Source organism: Nonomuraea sp. NPDC049646 (assembly GCF_044465525.1).
Classification (GTDB): Bacteria; Actinomycetota; Actinomycetes; order Streptosporangiales; family Streptosporangiaceae; genus Nonomuraea.
In genome coordinates, this window is sequence record NZ_JBITLU010000023.1 from 109,354 (window position 1) to 128,629 (window position 19,276).

Genomic DNA, 19,276 nt, shown 5'->3' on the forward strand with positions numbered 1-19,276 from the left:
CGTGAGGGGAACCTCACGGCATCTCCTCCAGCGCCTTCTTCAGCCGCAGCAGCAGCGTCAGATCGGTCGGGTCGCCCGTCGGCACCGGCCCGGCGGCCGCCCCCGCCCGCCCGTTCCCGGCGGGAACGGGCACCGGGCCCGGCACCCGCCTGGGCAGCGCGTCCCCGTCGTCCGGACGGCGTTGCGCGGGCCGCCCCGGGTCCGGCGGGACGAGGAGGCCGGCGGCGGCCAGCCTCCTGACGGCCAGCAGCACCGCGTAGCCCGACCGGCCCAGGTGCCGGGCCAGCTCCAGCGGGGTCGCCTTGTGGTCGGCCCGTACGACGACCTCCCACTGCACCTGGCTGAGCGCAACCCCGTGCCCGGGAAGGCGCGGCACCGGCCGCACGGGCTGGGTGTCCACCTCCGGCGAGGGCCAGATGCCGGCCAGCTGCTCCCGGCGGCGGGCCGACTCCCGCACCAGCTCCTCGACGTCGAAGAACCACTGGCCGCCCAGCCAGTGCTCCTCCCCGGGCCGGAACTTCGGCCGCACGCCGGTCACCGGCAGCAGGAAGAAGGCGGCGTCCTGGACCACGCCGAGCACGGCGTACTGGAGCTCGGCCAGGGTGACCGGGCCCTCCTGGAGCAGCCGGGCGCGGCCGCCGTCGGCCTGCAGGGCGCGCAGGGCCGACTCCGGCACCCGTCCCCTGGCCGCGAACAGCCGCTCGACGCCCGGCGTCTGGGCGCACTCCATGTACGTCACGCGCCCGTCCGACAGGTAGATCGTGCCGTTCCTGCCCAGGCGGAGCGCCCCCGTCGCGCGTTCGCGGGCGAGTCCGGCGAGGAGTGAGTCGAGCGCGGCCATGGCTCAGGTGGTCAGCAGGTCGGAGATGGCCCGCAGGCGGTAACGGGCCAGGGCCAGGTTCGACCGTTCCGGGTCGAGCCGGACGTAGATGACCAGCGGCCCCTCGAAGACCGTCTCCAGCAGCCGGAGCAGGTGGTGCCCCCGGTCGGTGGTGACGAGCATGTCGTCGATGCGCACGATCTCGCCGGGGCACGTCCGGGTCAGCCCGTCGGTGGTGGCGCGCAGCGCCTCGGTCAGCGCCGCGGCGGACCTGTCGGCGTCCACGCCGGACGCGCTGCTGAAGGCGACCGCCATGCCGCTCGTGCCGTCGACCAGCATGGCGTCGAGCGCGCCCGGTATCGACATGACCTCCGCCAGGCAGGTGTCCACTCCCAGCACCGCAAGCCTCCCTCCGTCGTGGGACGGGGAAAGCGTAGGGGGCCACAAGAGATCAGAAGGCGCGCGATTTACCGAGGGATACGTTTTTATACGGCCAGGACGAAGAAAAGCATCACTCGTGCGGAAATATGATCAATTCACGAGGTTTTTTCACGATGGCGGAGAATTTCGTGCACGTTGTCCTCGGCCCACCGCGCGACCACCGAGATCGGCGCGTGCAGCGAGCGGCCGAGGTCGGTCAGCGCGTACTCCACCCGCGGCGGCACCTCGGCGAAGACCTCGCGGGTGATCAGCCCGTCCAGTTCCATGGCCCGCAGCGTCTGCGTGAGCACCTTCGGCGTGACCCCGCCGATCCGCCCGCGGAGCACGGTGAAGCGCATCGGCCCGTCGCTGAGGCTGAGCAGCACCAGCACCGACCACTTGTCGCCGATCCGGTCGAGGACCAGCCGAGTCGGGCAGTTCGGGTCGAAGGCATCACCGGTATCCATAAGGTACTTATAGCACGATGAAGTAACCAGTATCCATTGGATACTGTGCTTCTCATGAAGATCCTCGTGTTCGGCGCGACCGGAATGATCGGTCAGCGCATCGTCACCGAACTCACCGGCCGCGGCCACGACGTCACCGGTGTCAGCCGCCGCGGTCCCGTCAAGGGCGACGTCCACGACGCCGCCACGCTCGCCGAGGGCTACGACGCCGTCGTCTGCGCCATCGCCCCGCCACGCGACGGCACCGAGCCCGAGCCGCCGTTCCTGGCCGCCAACCGCGCCCTCATCGACGGCCTGCGCGCCGCCGGGGTGAGCCGGGTGCTGGTCGTGGGCGGCGCGGGCAGCCTCAAGGCCGGCCCGGACGTCGACCTGGTCGACACGCCCGGCTTCCCGGAGATCTACAAGAAGGAGGCCAGGGCCGCGCGGGCCGCGCTCGGGCTCTACCGGGAGGTGACCGACCTGGACTGGACCTACGTCTCGCCGGCCGCCGAGATCGCGCCCGGCGAGCGCACCGGCGTCTACCGGATCGGCCGCGACGACCTGCTCAGCGACGCCGACGGCCGCAGCTTCATCACCGCCGAGGACTACGCGGTGGCGATCGCCGACGAGCTGGAGGAGCACGCCCACCCGCGCACCCGCATCACGGTCGCCTACTGATCGTCCTCGTCCGGGTCGTCGGGCAGCAGCGCCTTCTCGTCGGGCTTGTGCACCAGCACGTTGTCCACGTACGACTTCACCGCCGTGGCCAGCCCGACGTCGCCGCCCGCCGCCTCCGACAGGTACCAGCGGTGGTCGAGAATCTCGTGGAAGAGCTGCGCGGGCTCCAGCTTGCCGCGCAGCGCGGCGGGGATGTCGTCGACCGTCGGGTGGAACACCTCGGCGAGCCAGCGGTGGGCGACGATGGCCTCGTCCTCGTGGCGCAGGCCCTTGGCGACCCGGTAGCCGTCCAGGTCGTTGAGCAGCCGCCGGGCCTGGTTCTCCTCCACGTCGAGCCCGGTCAGCCTGATCAGCCGGCGCTGGTGGTGGCCCGCGTCCACCACCTTCGGCCGGACGATCAGGCGGCCGGTGCCGACCTTGCGCCGCACCATCATCTCGGCGACGTCGAAGCCGAGCAGGTTCAGGCGGCGGATGCGCTGCTCCACGCGGTGCCAGTCGACCTCGTCGATGATCTCGCTGTCGGTGATCTCGGCCCACAGGCGGTGGTAGCGGGTGACGATGTCCTCGGCGGTCTCCATGGGGTCGATCGACGGGTGCAGCAGCCCGCCGGCCTCCAGGTCGAGCATCTCGCCGAAGATGTTGGTGTGGGCCACGTCGATGTCGGTCAGCCGCTGGCCCTCGCTGATCATCGGGTGCATCTCGCCGGTCTCGGCGTCCACGAGGTAGGCCGCGAAGGCGCCGGCGTCCCGGCGGAAGAGCGTGTTGGACAGCGAGCAGTCGCCCCAGTAGAAGCCGTTCAGGTGCAGGCGCACCAGCAGCACGGCGAGCGCGTCGAGCAGGCGGGTGAGCGTGTCGGGGCGCAGGGTGCCGGACATCACGGCGCGGTAGGGGAGCGAGAACTGCAGGTGCCGGGTGATCAGCGCGGCGTCCAGGCCCTCGTCGCGGCCGGTCACGTACGCCACGGGCTCGACGGCCGGGGCGTCCAGCCTGGCCAGGTCCCACAGGAGCTGGTACTCGCGCCTGGCGTACCGCTCGCTGATCTCCTTGATCGCGTAGACCTTACCGGAGAGCCGGGCGAACCGCACGACGTGGCGGGAGATGCCGCGCGGCAGATCGACCAGATGATGCTTGGGCCAGTCGGCCAGCGGGACGTCCCAGGGGAGCCGGATGAGGTCGGGGTCGCCTAGCGCGCCAGTGATCTGCAGGGGCATGAACGTCAGGATATGGTGCGTAGGTGGACGAGTTTCTCAACTGGTACTTTTCCGACCGTCCCGTCGTCGCCAGCCAATTGGGAGCCGACGGCTACGACCACACCCTCGGCGATTTCACCGCCTCCGCCTGGGAGAACAGAGCCCGGGAAGAGAGCCGCTGGATCGACCGCCTCTCCGACGCCCCGGCCGGCTCGCTCGACGACGCCATCGACAGAGACCTGGTCCTGTCCCAGCTGAGGGGCTCGGTCGCGCTCGAATCCTGGCCCGAGTGGCGGCGCAACCCGGGCCTGTACCTCTCGGCCGTCTTCGGATCGCTGTTCAACGCCTTCCAGCAGCGGCTCAAGCCGGAGCCCGAACTGGTCGCCGCCGCGATCTCACGCCTGGCCGAGGTGCCCGGCGTGCTGGCCGCCTGCCAGGCCAACCTGGACCCCGACCTCGCCGCGCCGCTGCTGGTCACGCGCGGGCTCAACCAGGCCCGTACCGGCCGCAACTTCCTCACCCGCACGCTCCCCGCGATGGTCGGCGACGAGACGCTGCGCGCCCGGCTGGCCGAGGCCGCCGGACCCGCCGCCGACGCGTTCGACGCGCTGGTGTCCTTCCTCGAAGGCTTCCGGTGCGGCGGCACCTGGCGGATGGGGGAGAAGCTCTACTCCACCCTGCTGCGCGAGCGCGAGATGCTCACCTACGGCGCCGCCGAGCTGCACCAGAAGGGCAGGGCCGCCTGGGCCGACCTGGACGCCCGGATGCGCCGGGTCGCCCTCGGCATGACCGGCGCCGAGGACTGGCGGGCCGCGATGGAGTCCCTCATGGACGACCACCCGCCCACCCTGGCCGACATGCGGGCCGAGTACGAGGCCGAGACCCGGCGGGCCCGCGAGTTCGTCCGCGAGCGCGGGCTGGTCACCTTCCCCGAGGGGGAGGAGTGCGAGGTCCTGCCCTCGGCCGAGTACGCCCGCCCGGTGCTGTACGTCGCCCACTACCTGGCGCCGCCGCCGCTCAGCAGCTCGCGCACGGGCATCTTCTTCGTCCCCTACACCCCCGACGACTTCACCGAGGAGCAGGTACGCCAGCGCCTGCGCACCAACGCGCGCGCCCAGATGCCCTCGATCGCCGTGCACGAGGCCTATCCCGGGCACCACTGGCACCTGTCGTACATGGCGGACAACCCGCGTACCGTCCGCAAGGTCTTCAGGACGCCGTACTTCACCGAGGGCTGGGCCCTGTACGTCGAGAAGGTGCTGCACGAGCAGGGCTACTTCGACACCCCCGCCACCGAGCTGGCCCACCTGGACTTCCGCCTCTTCCGCGCCGCCCGGATCATCGTCGACACCGCGCTGCACTGCGAGGACATGTCGATCGAGGAGGCCGAGACGTTCATGGCCACCAAGGCGTCGCTGTCGCCCGGCACCGCCAGGGGCGAGGTGAACCGCTACTGCGCCTGGCCGACGCAGGCGCCGTCGTACCTGACGGGGGCCATCGAGATCGACCGCATCCGCGAGTCGTTCACCGGGTCGCTGCGCGAGTTCCACGACCGGATCGCCGGCTCCGGCGGCCTGCCGCTGGGCCTGGCCGAACAGGCCGCCCTGGCCTGACCGGCCCCTTTGGCGCCCCCCTGACCCGAGCGCTCCGCGCCGCTCTGACCGGACCGTTCCGCGCCGGCCTAGGCCGGCCGGCGCGGGAAGGCCGGCGGGTTGGCCGCGCGGTCCACGACGGCGGCGAGCTGCTCGTCGGTCAGCACCGCCGGCCTGCCCACGGCCAGCCCGCGCACGTAGACCTCGCACAGCCACTCCAGCAGGCGGGTGGCCTCGAACGCCTGCTCCATCGTCGCCCCGATGGTCACCCCGCCGTGGTTGGCCATCAGGGCGGCCTGCTTGCCCTCCAGCGCCGCCCGCACGTTGGCGGCCAGCTCCGGCGTGCCGTAGGTGGCGTACTCGGCCACCTTGACCACGCCGCCCAGCAGCAGCGCGTTGTAGTGGACCGGCGGCAGCTCGGTCATCGTCGTGGCCACGACCGTCCCGAACACCGAGTGCGTGTGCACGATCGCCTGAGTGCCCGTGGCCTGGTAGACGGCCAGGTGCATGGGGGTCTCCGACGACGGCTGGAGCTCGCCCTCGACCAGGTGGCCGGCCAGGTCGACGATCGGGCACGCCTCCGGGGTCAGCCGGTCGAGCGCCACCCCGGACGGGGTGACCGCCACCTGGTCGCCCTGACGCACGCTCAGGTTGCCCGAGGTGCCGATGACCAGGCCGAGCTCGACGGCGCGCCTGCCGTACTCGCACAACTGCTCGCGGAGGCTCATGGGTGGGCACAGTAGTCGGTCGTCCGAAATACTTCCAGTGCCTCCCTTGTCAGAGGCGGTCGAGCGCCTGGAGCATGAGCCGTTCGAGGTCGACGCGGGTGAGCCGGCCCGGGTAGAGGAGCAGGTGCAGGCTGAGGCCGTCGACCAGGGCGAGCAGGTGCTCGGCGAGGTCGTCGAGGCTGCCGTCGGTGCTCAGCTCGCCGGCCGCGCGGGCCTGGCCCAGCAGCTCCCGTACGGCGGCGCGCAGCTCGTCGGCCTCGGCGCGCTGGACCTCCGCCAGCCGTTCCGAGGCCAGGCTGCGGCTCCAGAAGCTGACCTCCAGCCGGCTCTCCTGGGTGCGCTCGGCGTCCAGCGGCAGGTTGTCCAGCAGCACCTCGCGCAGGGCGGCCAGGCCCGTGACGCCCTCGACCTTGCGCGTCAGCCGCTCCCTGATGCGCTGGTGCGACTGGCTCAGCGCCGACAGCAGGATCTCGTCCTTGTCGGCGAAGTAGTGCGCGAGCACGCCGTTGGAGTAGCCGGCCTCCTTGGCGATGGCCCTGGTGGTGGCGGCGTCGATGCCGTCCCTGACGATCACCCTGCGGGCCGCCGACAGGACCTCGGCCCTGCGCTCATCGTGATCGACGATCTTCGGCATCGGGATCCCCCTCTTCTCGCGGCGACTCCCACCATATTGACTTTTTATTCGGACGTCTGTCTATTTAGTCCATGACCGTCGCCACTGTCGGCGTGCACATCGTCGACATCCTCGCCAGGCCCGTCGAGCGCATCCCCGAGGGCCAGGACACCGTACTCGTCGAGCAGATCCGCCTCACCGCCGCCGGCGCCGCCGCCGGAACGGCCGTGGACCTGGTCAAACTCGGCAACGAGGTGATCACCATGGGCGCGATCGGGGACGACGAGCTCGGCGACTTCCTGGTGGCCGTCCTCGCCAAGCGCGGCGTGGACGCCTCCCGCCTGGTCCGCAGGGCCGGCGAGCAGACCGCCGCCTCGATCCTGCCCATCCGCCCCGACGGCGGCCGGCCCAGCTTCCACGTGCCCGGCGCCAACCTCGGCGTCACCTTCGCCGACCTGGACCCCGACGTGCTGCGCCGCGCCCGGGCGATCCACCTGGGCGGCATGGACGTCACCTTCGGCCTGGGCGACCCCGCCTTCTTCGCCCTCCTGGACGAGGTGCGCGCGGCCGGCACGATCGTCACCATGGACCTGCTGTCGGAGCTGCCCGACCTGCTGGCGATGGCCCGCGCGTTCCTGCCCCACGTGGACTACGTGCTGCCCAACGAGTCGCAGGCGCTGCTCATGACCGGCGACCCCGACGTGGCCACCGCCGCCGCGACCCTGCTCGCCGACGGCCCCAAGGGCGTCCTCGTCACCCTCGGCGCGGCCGGCAGCCTCGTGCTGACCTCCGGCGGCGAGCCCGAGCGGGTGCCGGCGCTGGAGACGGAGGTCGCCGACACGACCGGGTGCGGCGACGCGTACTGCGCCGGCTTCCTGACCGGCCTGCTGCACGGCCGCGACGTGCCGGAGGCCGCCCGCTGGGGCACCGCCGCCGCGGCCCGCGTGGCCACCGGGCTCGGCTCCGACGCCGGCCTCACCGACCTCGAATCCACCCTAAGGACTCTCGCATGACTGACGCCGAACTCCGCGAACGCGCGCTGAAGGTCGTCCCCGGCGGCATGTACGGGCACCTCAACGCGGCCATCTTCGCCCCCGGCTACCCCCAGTTCTTCCAGCGCGGCGAGGGCTGCCGCCAGTGGGACGTGGACGGGCGCGAGTACATCGACCTCATGTGCAGCTGGGGACCGGTCGTGCTCGGGCACCGGCACCCGCGCGTCGAGGAGGCCGCCGCCCGCCAGCTCGCGCTCGGCGACTGCCTCAACGGCCCGGGACCGATCATGGTGGAGCTGGCCGAGCTGCTGGTCGACACCGTGCCGAGCGCCGACTGGGCGATGTTCTCCAAGAACGGCACCGACGCCACCACCCAGGCGCTCATGGTCGCCCGCGCCGCCACCGGGCGCACGAAGGTGCTGATGGCGCACGGCGCGTACCACGGCGCCGACCCCTGGTGCACGCCCTCGACCGCCGGCACCACCCCGAACGAGCGCGCCGACCTGGTCGAGTTCACCTACAACTCGCTGGAGTCCCTGGAGGCCGCCGCCGCCACCGTCGAGGGCGACGTCGCGGCGATCATCTGCACCCCCTTCAAGCACGACTCCTTCGAGGACCAGGAGCTGGTCGAACCCGCCTTCGCGCGCGGCGCCCGCGCCCTGGCAGACCGCATCGGGGCGGCCCTGGTGATCGACGACGTGCGGGCCGGGTTCCGGATCGACCTGCGCGGATCGTGGGAGCCGTACGGGGTGCGCCCCGACCTGACCGCCTGGTCCAAGGCCATGGCCAACGGCTACCCGATCGCCGCCGTCACCGGCACCGACGCCCTGCGCGGCGCCGCCCAGACGCTCTACACGACCGGCTCCTTCTGGTTCTCGGCCGTGGCGATGGCCGCCGCCAAGGCCACCATCGAGACCCTGCGCGACACGGACGGCATCGCCGCCATGGAACGCGCCGGCGCCCAGCTCAGGGAGGGCCTGTACGCCCAGGCCAAGTCCCACGGGTTCGTCGTGAACCAGACCGGCCCGGTGACCATCCCGTGGCTAAGCTTCGACGGCGACGCCGACCTGTCCACGGCCCTGTACTGGAGCGACGCCTGCCTGCGGCACGGGGTGTACCTGCACCCGTGGCACAACTGGTTCATGTCGGCGGCCCTGACGGAGGAGGACGTGGCCCGCGCCCTGGAAGCCACCGACCAAGCCTTCACCGAAACCCGCACCCACTTCGCCTGACCCATCCCCGGTCCCCGCCTGCCGTCGGCCCGCCCGTTGCCTTGGTCACCGGGCGGGCCTGTCGGCGCTTGAGGAAGGCCCTGCCTGTCGGCCGGTCACGAGCACGATTCGGACGTCCGACGCTCATGGCGGCGGGCGCTCAGCATCTCCGAGTGTGTTCGAGCAGGCTCGGCAGGTCGATCACCTCGTGGCCTGGACGGGCGGCGGCGTGACCGTGTAGAGCCCGTCGCGCGAGCCCGAGGCCGGGACGGCCAGTACGAGGGCGGTCGCCGGGAACAGCGGGGACGGCAGCCCGTCGTACGGGAACCACTGCCACGAGCGGAAGACGTGCGGCTCGGTGACCGTCGGAGCGGCGGCGCCCCGGAGCATGGTGACCGCCGCCGTCACCCGTACGGCTCCCTCCGGGTGGTCCAGGGCCACGCCGGTGACGACCGGCGGCCCGGCGTCGCGGATGCCGGTCTCCTCGGCCAGCTCGCGGACGGCCGCCGCCTCGAAGGTCTCGCCGGGCTCCACCGCCCCGCCGGGCAGGCACCACGACAGGGGCTCGCCCGCCTTCACCCGCTCGCCGAGCAGGACGCGCCCGTCCGGATCCGTGAGCAGCACGCCGACGCCTACGATGCGATTCACCGTCAAAACCGACTCCTCCCGCCAAGAGCTGTAATGCTGCCAAAAATCCGGACATGGGGTGAGTGTTGTTGATGCTCACGTAAGGAGACCGGATGGGAGCCGATCCCGAGAGCCGGTTCGAGGAGATCTATGCATTCTCCTACAGACCCCTGCTCGGCTACGCGCTACGCCGCTGCCCCGACCCGGACGACGCGGCCGACGTCGTGGCCGAGACGTTCATGATCGCCTGGCGGCGCATCGAGGAGGTGCCGAGCGGGGAGGAGGCCCGGCTCTGGCTGTACGGCGTGGCCAGGAAGGTGCTGGCCAACCACCGGCGCGGCGAGCGCCGCCACGAGCGGCGCACCGAGGCGTTACGCGCGGAACTGGCCGCCGCGCCCGTGGTCGCCGGGCCGTCCGTCGAGGACCTCTCGCCGCTGGCCCGGGCGTTCACGACGCTCTCCGACGACGACCGGGAGCTGCTCGCCCTGGTCGCCTGGGAGAAGCTGGACACCGGCCAGATCGCCACCGCCCTCGGCATCACCCGCAACGCCGTACGGGTCCGCCTGTACCGGGCCCGCCGGCGCTTCGCCCGCCGCCTGGCCGAGGCCGGGATCGAGCGCACACAGTCCGTCGCCCTCGAAGGGAGCCCGCTGTGAACAGTCCGGAGCGCGCTGGTGGGCGCGGCAAGGAGTCCGTTGTGAACGCCGCCGGTCCCGCGCGCAGGCGCGGCGAGGAGCTCGTTGTGAACATCGCCGATCTCGCCCGGGTGCGCGACGACGAGCTGGCGGGCGTGCCCGCCGGGCAGGCGTCCGGCGCGGGGGCGCGGGCGCTCATGCAGTCGATCACGGCCGAGCCGGTCACGTCCGAGCCGGTCACGTCCGAACAGATCGGCGCCGGGGAGCGGGCGTCCGTCGTGCGCCTGCGCCGCAGGGGGCCGCGCAAGCTGTTCCTGCTGGGGGCGGTGGCGGCCGGGCTGGCCGCCGTGCTCGCCGTCACGCTGCCGTTCTTCGGCCCGGTCACCGAGTACGCCAACGCCGCCGTCACCGTCAAGACCGGCGACGACTTCGTCGACGTCGTCATCACCGACCCCGAGGCGGAGGCGGCGGCCTACACCGAGGCGTTCCGGGCCGTCGGCCTGGACGCCACGGTGAAGAAGATCCCGGTCGCGCCCGAGTACGCGGGCATGCTGTTCGGCCCCGCCACCCCCGGCAGCTTCCCGCCGGGAACCGGCGTGACCGTTCGCAGCGTCGACAGTTGCCCGTCGGCCTGGTGCGGCACGATCTCCATGCCGACCGGGTACCGGGGCAAGCTCATCATCGGGATCGGCCGCCCGGCCCAGCCCGGCGAACGGTACGCCGCCGGCGCGCCGAGCACGGTCGGCGTGTCCGCCGACGGCGTGGCGGGCGTCAAGCTCGTGGGCAAGTCCGTCTCGGACGCCAGGGCCGAGCTCTCGCGGCGCGGCCTCAAGATCGAGTACGTGGTGATGTGGACGAAGCCCGACGGCAGCGGCAGCGGTTACGAAGTGGCCGCGGAGCACGTCAAGGACGACTGGATCGTGGAAAGCGCGATCAAGGTCGCGTCCGACACGGCCGAGGTGAGCGTCGTGGCGCCCGCCGACGTCCCCAAGGACTCCCTTCCGCGGGCCGACCGGCCACAGGACAGCTGGACCCGCCCCTGAGTCACGAACCCCGGCACCGGCCCCGCGGGCGCCTAAGCGCCTTCGGCGGGTGCCGGGGTTTCCCCGTCCGCGCGGGCCGATGATTCCGCGGCGGCCCAGGTGAAAATGCCCTTTGCCATGAGTGACTGTTCGCCAGCCGCTCGGGCGGCGAAAACCTGGGCCCTGACCCGGTGTACTCCCGGGTCGTCAGGAGCGGCCAGCGCGGCCATTTCCGCGAGATGTCCGGCGAGCCGCTCGTCGCCCTCGGAAAGGGCTTCGAGCGCCGCGTCGGCGAGCGCGTGCGGCCCACCCGCGAGTTCCGCCACGGATTTGGCCAGCACCGCCTCGGGGGCCGGTTTGAGATTGGCCGGATTGCCGTCGTACCAGCCGCCGTAAAGGCGCCAGAGATTGCGTACGACGAATTCCGGCTCGTCATAGCGGGCTCGCAGATAGGGCCGGTCGGAATGGCGCTCGGAAGGTTTCACCGAATGCACGATCTCGTCGAGCCGGGCGCCCGCGTTGAGCAGGTCGAGCGTCTGGGTGATGATCGACTCCAGCCATTCGGCCGTCTCCAGCAGCGCCTGCCGGACGCGGTCGGCGCCGAAGACGGGCGCGCCGTGGCTGGGCAGCATGATCTCGGCGTCGAGGGCCGCCATCCGGCGCAGCGCGTGCACCCACTCGCGCGGGTAACGCTGCACCTTCTGGGGGTTGCCGCAGTTGGGCGTGACCCAGATGAACAGGTCGCCGGGCAGCAGCAGCCGGTGCTCGCGCACGTAGCCGACGGTGGCGTCGTCGGTCTCGCCCTTGGCGTGCAGCAGGTCGAAGGTCAGCCCGCCGCGCCGTACGGTCAGCGAGTCGCTGTAGGTGACGTCGGGCCGCCGGTAGTCGGCGGGCCAGCGGAGGCGGGTGTTCTGGAACTGCCGCTGGTTGATCACCGTGTTGTAACCATTTGTCAGCACGTAGCGGTCGAACCGATCGACCACCGCCTGATGGGCGTAGACAGTGGCCCGAGGGCCCGACTCCTCGAACGGTCCGGTGCCGAAGACGTGGTCGATGTGCCCGTGGGAGTAGAACGCGGTGGTCAGCGGCGCCCGGGACCAGCGGCGGACGTCCTCGTGCAGGCGGGCGGCGCCCCACGGGCCGCCGGTGTCGAAGAGCAGCAGCTCGCCCTCGGTCTCGAAGGCGACGGCGTTGCCGAACCCCGGCCACCAGCCCACGCCTTCCGTCACGGTCTGGACGCCCTTGCCCTCCATGCCGGTGTCCACGATGCTGTCGTCAGACTCGCCGCGCCACACCCGGTCCGCGTACTCGATAATCATGTGACCCACCCTGCTTCTAGAACGAGGTTCTAGGCAAGGGATCACGGCAAGGTCACGTCTCGATTGCGCCCCCTTGACGCGTGTCGGCGGGCGTTCGTACGTTCGGGCAAACGTTTAGGAAACTTTCCTAACTGAATCCTCTTCGGGAGCCCCCATGACCCACCCGGGCGAGATCACTCGGCGTCAGCTGCTCCGCCGCATCGGCCTGACCGCGCTCGTGGCCGGGCCCGGCGCGAGCCTGCTGAGCGCCTGCGCGACCAGCGGCGGCGGCGATCAGCCCTCGGCGGCGCCCGCCACGTCGATCGCGGCGTCGGCGGACCCCAAGAACCCCTTCGGCGTCGACGTCAAGAAGCCGCTCGAAGTGGTCATCTTCAGCGGCGGCTACGGCGACTCCTACGCCAAGGACCTGCACGAAGAGCTGTACAAGAAGGCCCACGCCGGCGTCACGGTCAAGCACACCGCCACCCAGCAGATCGGCACCCAGCTTCGCCCGCGCATCGTCGGCAACGACATGCCCGACGTGATCAACAACTCCGGCCCCGAGGCGCTCGACCTGGCCGCGCTGGCCGCCGAGGGCCACCTGGCCGACCTGACCCCGCTCTACGACGCGCCCTCCTTCGACGACCCGTCCAAGAAGGTCCGCGACACGATCACGCCCCTCGTGCTGCAGAACGGCAAGCTCGACGGCAAGGACCTGGTGCTGAACTACACCGTCTCCCACCGGGCGCTGTGGTACAACGCCAAGCTGTTCGCCGCCAAGGGCTGGAGCGTGCCGAAGACCTGGGCCGAGTTCACCGCGCTCGGCGAGACGGCCAAGAAGGAAGGCATCGCGCTCTTCGCCTACCCCGGCAAGAAGGGCCCGTACTACCAGCTCTGGAACGTCCTCTACACGGCCGCCAAGATCGGCGGCAACCAGGTCATCATCGACATCGACAACCTCGTCGACAACGCCTGGAAGAGCGAGGCGGTCAAGCAGGCGGTCACCGCCTGGCTGGACGTCCAGCAGAAGTACGGCGACAAGGCGTACCTGGGCCTCGACCACACCCAGACCCAGGTCAAGCAGCTGCAGAACAAGGTGCTGTTCTACCCGTGCGGCTCCTGGCTCGAGAACGAGATGACCAAGGACATCCCGCTCGACTTCGAGTACGCCCTGGCCCCCATCCCCGACGTCACCGCCTCCGACAAGATGCCGTACGGCGCGATCCAGGTCGGCGTGGGCGAGAACTTCGTCGTCGCGGCGAAGGGCAAGAACCCTCAGGGCGGCCTGGAGTACCTGCGGATCATGCTGTCGAAGGAGGGCGCGGCGGGCTTCACCAAGAAGACCAACAACCTCACGGTGGTGACCGGCGCCGCCGACAGCTCCGAGTTCCCGCCCGGCCTGGTCAGCGCCGCCAAGGCGCAGGAGGCGGCCGGCGAGAACATCATCACCGACGCCCGGTTCGAGGGCTGGTACAAGGAGCTGTTCGACTACGGCTGGGAGCAGACCAACGTCCTGATGTCCGGCCGCATCACCCCCGACGAGTTCTGCGAGCGCATGCAGAAGAAGGCCGACGACGTCAAGAAGGACGACTCCGTCACCAAGCAGACGCGGAGCGCCTGAGCACATGGAGCGGTTGCGCAAGTACGGATTCGTCATCGGGTTCCTGGCCGTCCCGGTCACGCTTTACACGGTCTTCGTGATCAGCCCATATGTGCAGGCTTTCCAGCTCTCGCTGACGAGCTGGAACGGCGTCAGCTCGGTCGTCCGATACGTGGGGCTGGACAATTTCGGCCGGTTGTTCGAGGACGACAATTTCTGGCAGGCCCTGCGCAATCACGGAATTCTCCTGCTGGTGCTGCCGCTCCTGACGATCGTCATCGCCTTGTTCCTGTCGTTCCTGCTGAATCTCGGCGGCGGCACCCGCGGCGCGGGAATGCGCGGGGTGTGGGGGTCGAATTTCTACCGGGTGGTGTTCTTCTTCCCCCAGGTTCTCGCCGTGGCCGTGGTCGGCGTGCTGTTCCAGGCCATCTACCGTCCCGACGAGGACGGTGTGATCAACGGCACGCTGGCCAGGCTCGGGCTGTCCGAGCCGATCGGCTGGCTCACCGAGCCGGGCCTCGCGCTCTGGTCGATCATCGCGGTGATGGTCTGGCAGGCGGTCGGCTTCTACGTGGTGCTGTTCTCCGCGGGCATGGCCGCCATCCCCAAGGACTACTTCGAGGCCGCCTCGATCGACGGGGCCGGCCGCGTGCGGCTGTTCTTCTCCATCACGCTGCCGCTGCTGCGCGACACCCTCCAGGTCGGCTGGATCTACCTGGGGATCGCCGCCTTCGACGGCTTCGCGCTGATCCAGGTGCTGGCGGGCGACCGGGGCGAGCCCGACGGGGCCACCACCATCCTGCCCATCACCATCTACAAGACCGCCTTCGACTACCACAAGGTCGGCTACGCCTCGGCGATGGGCGTCGTGCTGTTCTTCCTGACCGTGACGTTCGCCGTGCTGACGCTCCGCACGACCAGGCGTGAAAGGGTTGAGCTCTGATGGCTTCGCGTGGAGCGGGCAGGCCGCGGCCCGGCGTGCTGAGCGGGCTCTCCCATGTCGCCCTGGCCGTCTGGGCGCTGCTGATCATCCTGCCGCTGCTCTGGACGTTCCTGGCCTCGTTCAAGAGCAACACCGAGATCTTCGGCGACCCGCTCCAGCTCCCGGGGGCGCTGCGGCTGGACGCCTGGGGCCGGGCCTGGGACAAGGCGCACGTCGGGCAGTACATGCTCAACACGGTCATCGTCGTGTTCTTCGGCACGGCGGGCACGATGCTGTTCGGCTCGATGGCGGCGTACGTGCTGGCCCGCTACAAGTTCCTCGGCGGCAAGCTGATCTACTACTACTTCGTCGCCGGGCTCGCCTTCCCCATCTTCCTGGCGCTCGGGCCGCTGTTCTTCGTCGTCAAGCAGTTCGGGCTGCTCGACTCGCACATCGGCCTGATCATCGTCTACATCGCGTACTCGCTGCCCTTCACGATCTTCTTCCTGGCCGCGTTCTTCCGCACGCTGCCCGAGGCGGTCGCCGAGGCGGCGCTGATCGACGGCGCCTCGCACACCAGGACGTTCTTCCAGATCATGGTGCCGATGGCCAAGCCCGGCCTGGTCAGCATCACGATCTTCAACGTGCTGGGGCAGTGGAACCAGTACCTGCTGCCCCTGGCGCTCATGGGCGGCGCGCCGGACAAGTGGCCGCTCACGCTCGGCATCGCCAGGATCTCCACCAGGGCCGGCTACGAGGCGGACTGGCCGGGCCTGTTCGCCGCGCTGAGCATGACGATCCTGCCGGTGATGGTGGTCTACATCATCTTCCAGCGGCAGATCCAGTCGGGGCTCAGCTCGGGGGCGCTGAAGTGAGTTTCGCCGAACACGGCGTGTAGCCGTACGGCTACTCGTTAGAGTGAGGGGCCTTCCGCCAGCACACCCGGGGGGTCCCTCATGCGCGTGCCCGCACTCCTGCTCGTCCTGTTCACGGCCGCCGCCTGCGCCGGGCCGCCGGCGCCGCTCCAGGAGGTCACCAAGCCGAGCCCGCCGGGCGTGCCGGAGCTGAGCGGCGGCGGCGAGTTCACCTCCGGCGACACCGCGGCGATCGCCTACGACCGCCGCCTGGCCCCCGAGGGCGCGCAGGCCAGCCTCACGGCCGAGTCCACCGGCGGCACGACCCGCACCTCGCTGGTGGTGGAGGGCTTCCTGCCCCGCCACCACTACGGCGCCCACCTGCACACCGCGCCCTGCGGCGCCGACCCCGACGACGCGGGCGGTCACTACCAGCACAACCCCGGCCACGCCGACCCGGCCAGCGAGATCTGGCTCGACGTCACCACCGACGGGTCGGGCGCGGGCCGTTCGACGGCCCGCCATCCCTGGAGCCTCGACCCCGCCGCCCTGCCGAAGTCGCTGGTCATCCACGCCAAGGCCACGAAGAAGAGCGGCGCCCACGCGGGCGAGGCGGGCCCCCGGGTGGCCTGCCTGACGCTGCACTAGCCGAAAGGCGTGCATAATTACACAATTACATATTGTGGAGGTCCCGCGTTGACTAGCCGCCAGTGGCAGCCGCCCCGTTTACGGTTGTTCGAGCAGGTGCACCGCCGGGCCACCTGGCTGGAGCTACTCTACGACCTCGTCTTCGTCGTCGCGGTCGCCGAGCTGGCCGACGTGCTCGCCGGCGGGGCCGACGCCGGCCGCGTCCTCACCTTCGTCGGCCTGTTCGTGCCGGTCTGGTGGTCCTGGGCGGGTTACGTCTTCTATGCCAACCGGTTCGACACCGACGACGTCAGCCACCGCCTGCTCGCGCTGCCGCAGATCCTCGCGGTGGCCACGATGGCGGCCAGCGTCAGCGACATCGAGCAGCGCTCGGCCCTGTTCGCGATCTCCTACGCCGCGGCCCGGATCCTGCTGGTCGTCGCCTACCTCAGAGCCGGCCGGCACGTCCCCGAGGCCAGGCCGCTCACCGTGCGGTACGCGGCCGGGTTCAGCCTCGCCGCGGTCATCTGGCTGGCCTCCCTCGCCGTCGATCCGCCGCAGCGGTACGCCTTGTGGGCCGTGGCGCTGGTGATCGACCTGGCCACCCCGCTGCTCAGCCGGGGCCACCAGAGCCGGCTCCCGCCGCAGAGCGAGCACCTGCCGGAGCGGTTCGGGCTGTTCGTCGTGATCGTGCTCGGCGAGGTGGTCGCCGCCGTGGTCACCGGGCTCAAGGGGCACGAGGTCACCCCGTCCGTGCTGCTGGTCGCGCTGGCCGGGGTGGCCATCGCGATGGCCTTCTGGTGGCTGTACTTCGACCACGTCGACGAGTCCGTCGTGCTGCGCACCAAGCTGGCCGGGCAGGTGTGGGTGTACTCGCACCTGCCGCTGTCGATGGGCCTGGTGGCGTTCGGCATCGGGATCGAGCACGCGATCATGCACCCGTCGGGGGCGAGCTGGGCCGTCGGGGTGCCGGCCGCCGTGGTCTTCGCCGTGCTCGGCCTTCAGCACCTGTGCTCGGCCGACCGCCGGGCGGGGGCCGTCCGGCTGGCCGCCGCCGTGCTCGCCCTCGCCTCCTCCGCGCTGCCCGTCGCGGCGGCGCTCCCGCTCCTGCTGTCGTACGGCGCCGCGCAGGTGGGTTACGACCTGCTGCGCCCCTCCCCGGAAGGCACATCGTGACCCAGGAAATGACTCAGGACGTGTTCGACCGCCAGCTCGCCGCCATCGCCGACGGCGACCTTGAGGCGCTGCTCGCCCAGTACCACGACGAGGCGATGGTCGTCCGGTTCGACCGGGCGGCCAGGGGCGCCGCCGAGATCCGCGAGCTGTTCACCGCCTACCTGGCGGCCGGGCCGCGGGTGGAGGAGATCACGTCGCTGCGCGTCGAGGACGACGTGATCTTCTACAACGCGGTCATGACCGTGGGCGGGAACCGGGTCACGACGTTCGGGACGCTGGTCGTCAGGGACGGCAGGATCTGGCGCCAGACCGCCGCCGCCCTGCCGCTCACCTGATCGCCGCCGCCATCGGCTGCCAGGGCGCGGCGTCGAAGATCAACATGATGGTCCGGATCCTGCCGTCCGGGCCCAGCCGGAAGTGCTCGGCCGTGCGCTGGGTGCCGGCCGGTGTGGCGGTGTGCAGGTCGTAGACGAGGGTCGCCTCCGACTCGCCGTACAGCTCGCTGATCAGGTCGACGCCGGTCACCACGCTCACCAGGGCCTCGATGCCGGCCAGGTGACCGGCGGCGTCGGAGGAGGAGACGAACGGGCTCCTGAAGGAGAAGCCCTCGCCGATCAGCGCCGCCGCGGCCGGCACGTCGCCCCGGAGCCTGGCCTCGTGGTAGGCCCTGACCACCTCGCGGGTGCTGCTCATCGTCCCTCCAGGTGCGCCGAGAGCCGCTGCTGGTTGCCGGCCAGGCGCAGGCACCTGTCGAAGGTCACGACTGCAGCTTGACCTGATCAGGTGCGGATGTGAGGGCGGCGACGGTAAGCGTCAGGTGCTGGGTCAGTACCTCGGTGGCGGTGTCGGCGTCACGGGCCAGCGCCGCTTCCTCCAGGCGGCGGTGCTCCGCGGCGCCGTCGCGGGCGGGTGTGCGCCGCGCCGACCAGAGGCGGGCCAGCTCGCCGGCCGTCCACAGCCTGTCGAAGGTGTCCAGCAGCACGGGGTTGCCGCACCCGTCCAGCAGGGTCCGGTGGAAGACGCGGTGTGCCTCCGACCACGCGCTGGTGTAGTACTCGCCTTCCTCCGGCTCGTACGGCGGTGTGCGGGTCAGGCGGTGGTGGGCCGCGCGCACCCGTGCCTCCCAGTCGAGGTCGCCGCGCTCGATCGCCAGGCGCAGCATGACCGGCTCGATCGTACGGCGGGCCTCGGCGATCTGCTGCCACCGCCGGTCGGAGAAGTCGGGGACGGCGAAGCCGCGGTTGGGCAGCCGCACCGCGATGCCCTCGCCCACTAGCCGCACCAGGGCCTCGCGGACGACGGCCAGACTGACCTGGTGCTGCTGGGCCAGTTGCTGCGGCTTGAGCGCCTCACCCGGGGCGTACTCGCCCCTCATGATCGATTCCTGAAGCCGGGTGTGAACACGCTCGGAGAGCATCTGTTTCGTCGAGGGGTCGACCGTCCGCATCATGCCCTCAGGATAGACCATCTGCCAAATAATCGATTATTCGTGTTACAGTCGATGATGTGTGAACGGCGCCCCCGATGGCGCTGCCCACGTCTGCCGACCCATCGGCCGACACCCTCACCACCTGTTCGAAGGACCAGACATGAACAACCCCTTTGCCCGCCTGCCCCAGGTGGCCTCCTTCACCCTCACCAGCACCACGCTGGCCGACGGTGCCCCCTGGCCCGCCGAACAGATGTCCGCAAGCCTCCCCGGAGGCAAGGACATCTCGCCACAGCTGTCGTGGAACGGCGCCCCCGAGGGGACGAAGAGCTACGCCGTCACGGTGTACGACCCGGACGCGCCGACCGGCTCCGGGTTCTGGCACTGGGCCGTGGC

23 protein-coding genes are annotated in these 19,276 nt (G+C 70.9%); 13 read left to right on the forward strand and 10 right to left on the reverse strand.

The window, feature by feature from the left end:
• Positions 1-13 precede the first annotated feature (13 nt).
• The 3 genes from ACIBQ8_RS45145 to ACIBQ8_RS45155 all read right to left on the reverse strand — a co-directional run bounded on the left by ACIBQ8_RS45145 (position 14) and on the right by ACIBQ8_RS45155 (position 1,707).
• On the reverse strand, positions 14-841 hold the full coding sequence (locus ACIBQ8_RS45145; RefSeq protein ID WP_397195214.1) for a DUF4388 domain-containing protein: 828 nt from the start codon (positions 839-841) through the stop codon (positions 14-16).
• Positions 842-844: 3 nt separating this feature from the next.
• Complete coding sequence (locus ACIBQ8_RS45150) at positions 845-1,219, reverse strand: roadblock/LC7 domain-containing protein (protein ID WP_352352017.1); 375 nt, start codon at positions 1,217-1,219, stop codon at positions 845-847.
• Between the two features lie 137 nt (positions 1,220-1,356).
• A complete protein-coding gene (locus ACIBQ8_RS45155) occupies positions 1,357-1,707 on the reverse strand; it encodes a helix-turn-helix domain-containing protein (RefSeq protein WP_357998684.1) in 351 nt (116 codons plus the stop codon).
• A gap of 54 nt (positions 1,708-1,761) precedes the next feature.
• On the opposite strand from ACIBQ8_RS45155, the gene ACIBQ8_RS45160 reads away from it, so the two are divergent.
• Entirely contained in the window at positions 1,762-2,364 is a 603-nt protein-coding gene (locus tag ACIBQ8_RS45160; RefSeq protein WP_364330010.1) for an NAD(P)H-binding protein, read from the forward strand.
• On the opposite strand, the gene ACIBQ8_RS45165 is transcribed toward ACIBQ8_RS45160, so the two are convergent.
• Complete coding sequence (locus tag ACIBQ8_RS45165) at positions 2,358-3,575, reverse strand: DUF4032 domain-containing protein (protein WP_397172221.1); 1,218 nt, start codon at positions 3,573-3,575, stop codon at positions 2,358-2,360. The two genes, ACIBQ8_RS45160 and ACIBQ8_RS45165, sit on opposite strands and share 7 nt — an antisense overlap.
• Positions 3,576-3,598: 23 nt before the next feature.
• Between ACIBQ8_RS45165 and ACIBQ8_RS45170 the strand changes: the two genes are divergently transcribed.
• Complete coding sequence (locus ACIBQ8_RS45170; RefSeq protein ID WP_397195215.1) at positions 3,599-5,167, forward strand: DUF885 domain-containing protein; 1,569 nt, start codon at positions 3,599-3,601, stop codon at positions 5,165-5,167.
• A 68-nt stretch (positions 5,168-5,235) separates the two neighbouring features.
• Here the strand turns inward: ACIBQ8_RS45170 and ACIBQ8_RS45175 are convergent, their stop codons facing one another.
• Positions 5,236-5,874: a class II aldolase/adducin family protein gene (locus ACIBQ8_RS45175; RefSeq protein ID WP_397172217.1), complete on the reverse strand. Its 639-nt coding sequence runs from the start codon at positions 5,872-5,874 to the stop codon at positions 5,236-5,238.
• A 49-nt stretch (positions 5,875-5,923) separates the two neighbouring features.
• The gene (locus tag ACIBQ8_RS45180; protein ID WP_397172215.1) at positions 5,924-6,508 is read right to left on the reverse strand and encodes a TetR/AcrR family transcriptional regulator; all 585 of its coding nucleotides are present in this window, start codon (positions 6,506-6,508) and stop codon (positions 5,924-5,926) included.
• Between the two features lie 71 nt (positions 6,509-6,579).
• Between ACIBQ8_RS45180 and ACIBQ8_RS45185 the strand changes: the two genes are divergently transcribed.
• Both ACIBQ8_RS45185 and ACIBQ8_RS45190 read left to right on the forward strand, forming a co-directional pair.
• The gene (locus tag ACIBQ8_RS45185; protein ID WP_397195216.1) at positions 6,580-7,500 is read left to right on the forward strand and encodes a carbohydrate kinase family protein; all 921 of its coding nucleotides are present in this window, start codon (positions 6,580-6,582) and stop codon (positions 7,498-7,500) included.
• The gene (locus ACIBQ8_RS45190) at positions 7,497-8,711 is read left to right on the forward strand and encodes an aminotransferase class III-fold pyridoxal phosphate-dependent enzyme (RefSeq protein ID WP_397172212.1); all 1,215 of its coding nucleotides are present in this window, start codon (positions 7,497-7,499) and stop codon (positions 8,709-8,711) included. The genes ACIBQ8_RS45185 and ACIBQ8_RS45190 overlap by 4 nt, the downstream gene beginning before the upstream one ends.
• 180 nt (positions 8,712-8,891) lie before the next feature.
• On the opposite strand, the gene ACIBQ8_RS45195 is transcribed toward ACIBQ8_RS45190, so the two are convergent.
• Complete coding sequence (locus ACIBQ8_RS45195; protein WP_397195217.1) at positions 8,892-9,338, reverse strand: NUDIX hydrolase; 447 nt, start codon at positions 9,336-9,338, stop codon at positions 8,892-8,894.
• A gap of 92 nt (positions 9,339-9,430) precedes the next feature.
• Between ACIBQ8_RS45195 and ACIBQ8_RS45200 the strand changes: the two genes are divergently transcribed.
• Both ACIBQ8_RS45200 and ACIBQ8_RS45205 read left to right on the forward strand, forming a co-directional pair.
• Positions 9,431-9,973: an RNA polymerase sigma factor gene (locus ACIBQ8_RS45200; RefSeq protein WP_397172208.1), complete on the forward strand. Its 543-nt coding sequence runs from the start codon at positions 9,431-9,433 to the stop codon at positions 9,971-9,973.
• A 41-nt stretch (positions 9,974-10,014) separates the two neighbouring features.
• A complete protein-coding gene (locus tag ACIBQ8_RS45205; protein ID WP_397195218.1) occupies positions 10,015-10,995 on the forward strand; it encodes a hypothetical protein in 981 nt (326 codons plus the stop codon).
• A gap of 32 nt (positions 10,996-11,027) precedes the next feature.
• Here the strand turns inward: ACIBQ8_RS45205 and ACIBQ8_RS45210 are convergent, their stop codons facing one another.
• Positions 11,028-12,293: an alkyl sulfatase dimerization domain-containing protein gene (locus ACIBQ8_RS45210; RefSeq protein WP_397195219.1), complete on the reverse strand. Its 1,266-nt coding sequence runs from the start codon at positions 12,291-12,293 to the stop codon at positions 11,028-11,030.
• A 154-nt stretch (positions 12,294-12,447) separates the two neighbouring features.
• On the opposite strand from ACIBQ8_RS45210, the gene ngcE reads away from it, so the two are divergent.
• From ngcE to ACIBQ8_RS45240, 6 genes are all read left to right on the forward strand, one after another.
• Positions 12,448-13,893, forward strand: a complete 1,446-nt coding sequence (ngcE, locus tag ACIBQ8_RS45215) for an N-acetylglucosamine/diacetylchitobiose ABC transporter substrate-binding protein (protein ID WP_397172203.1) — start codon at positions 12,448-12,450, stop codon at positions 13,891-13,893.
• 4 nt (positions 13,894-13,897) lie between these two features.
• Positions 13,898-14,815 carry a sugar ABC transporter permease gene (locus ACIBQ8_RS45220; RefSeq protein ID WP_352352001.1) on the forward strand — a complete coding sequence of 306 codons (918 nt, stop codon included), beginning with the start codon at positions 13,898-13,900 and terminating at the stop codon, positions 14,813-14,815.
• A complete protein-coding gene (locus ACIBQ8_RS45225) occupies positions 14,815-15,669 on the forward strand; it encodes a carbohydrate ABC transporter permease (protein ID WP_352326101.1) in 855 nt (284 codons plus the stop codon). Before ACIBQ8_RS45220 ends, ACIBQ8_RS45225 begins: the two co-directional genes overlap by 1 nt.
• Before the next feature lie 81 nt (positions 15,670-15,750).
• On the forward strand, positions 15,751-16,296 hold the full coding sequence (locus ACIBQ8_RS45230) for a superoxide dismutase family protein (protein WP_397195220.1): 546 nt from the start codon (positions 15,751-15,753) through the stop codon (positions 16,294-16,296).
• An 84-nt stretch (positions 16,297-16,380) separates the two neighbouring features.
• On the forward strand, positions 16,381-17,451 hold the full coding sequence (locus ACIBQ8_RS45235; protein WP_397172199.1) for a low temperature requirement protein A: 1,071 nt from the start codon (positions 16,381-16,383) through the stop codon (positions 17,449-17,451).
• Between the two features lie 8 nt (positions 17,452-17,459).
• Positions 17,460-17,786, forward strand: a complete 327-nt coding sequence (locus ACIBQ8_RS45240) for a nuclear transport factor 2 family protein (protein WP_397172198.1) — start codon at positions 17,460-17,462, stop codon at positions 17,784-17,786.
• On the opposite strand, the gene ACIBQ8_RS45245 is transcribed toward ACIBQ8_RS45240, so the two are convergent.
• Both ACIBQ8_RS45245 and ACIBQ8_RS45250 read right to left on the reverse strand, forming a co-directional pair.
• Positions 17,779-18,144: a hypothetical protein gene (locus ACIBQ8_RS45245; RefSeq protein ID WP_397172197.1), complete on the reverse strand. Its 366-nt coding sequence runs from the start codon at positions 18,142-18,144 to the stop codon at positions 17,779-17,781. The genes ACIBQ8_RS45240 and ACIBQ8_RS45245 overlap by 8 nt on opposite strands.
• A gap of 64 nt (positions 18,145-18,208) precedes the next feature.
• Entirely contained in the window at positions 18,209-18,919 is a 711-nt protein-coding gene (locus ACIBQ8_RS45250; RefSeq protein ID WP_397195221.1) for a GntR family transcriptional regulator, read from the reverse strand.
• A gap of 121 nt (positions 18,920-19,040) precedes the next feature.
• Here ACIBQ8_RS45250 and ACIBQ8_RS45255 point away from each other — a divergent pair.
• The coding region (locus tag ACIBQ8_RS45255) for a YbhB/YbcL family Raf kinase inhibitor-like protein (RefSeq protein ID WP_397195222.1) at positions 19,041-19,276 on the forward strand (236 nt) is incomplete at its 3' end.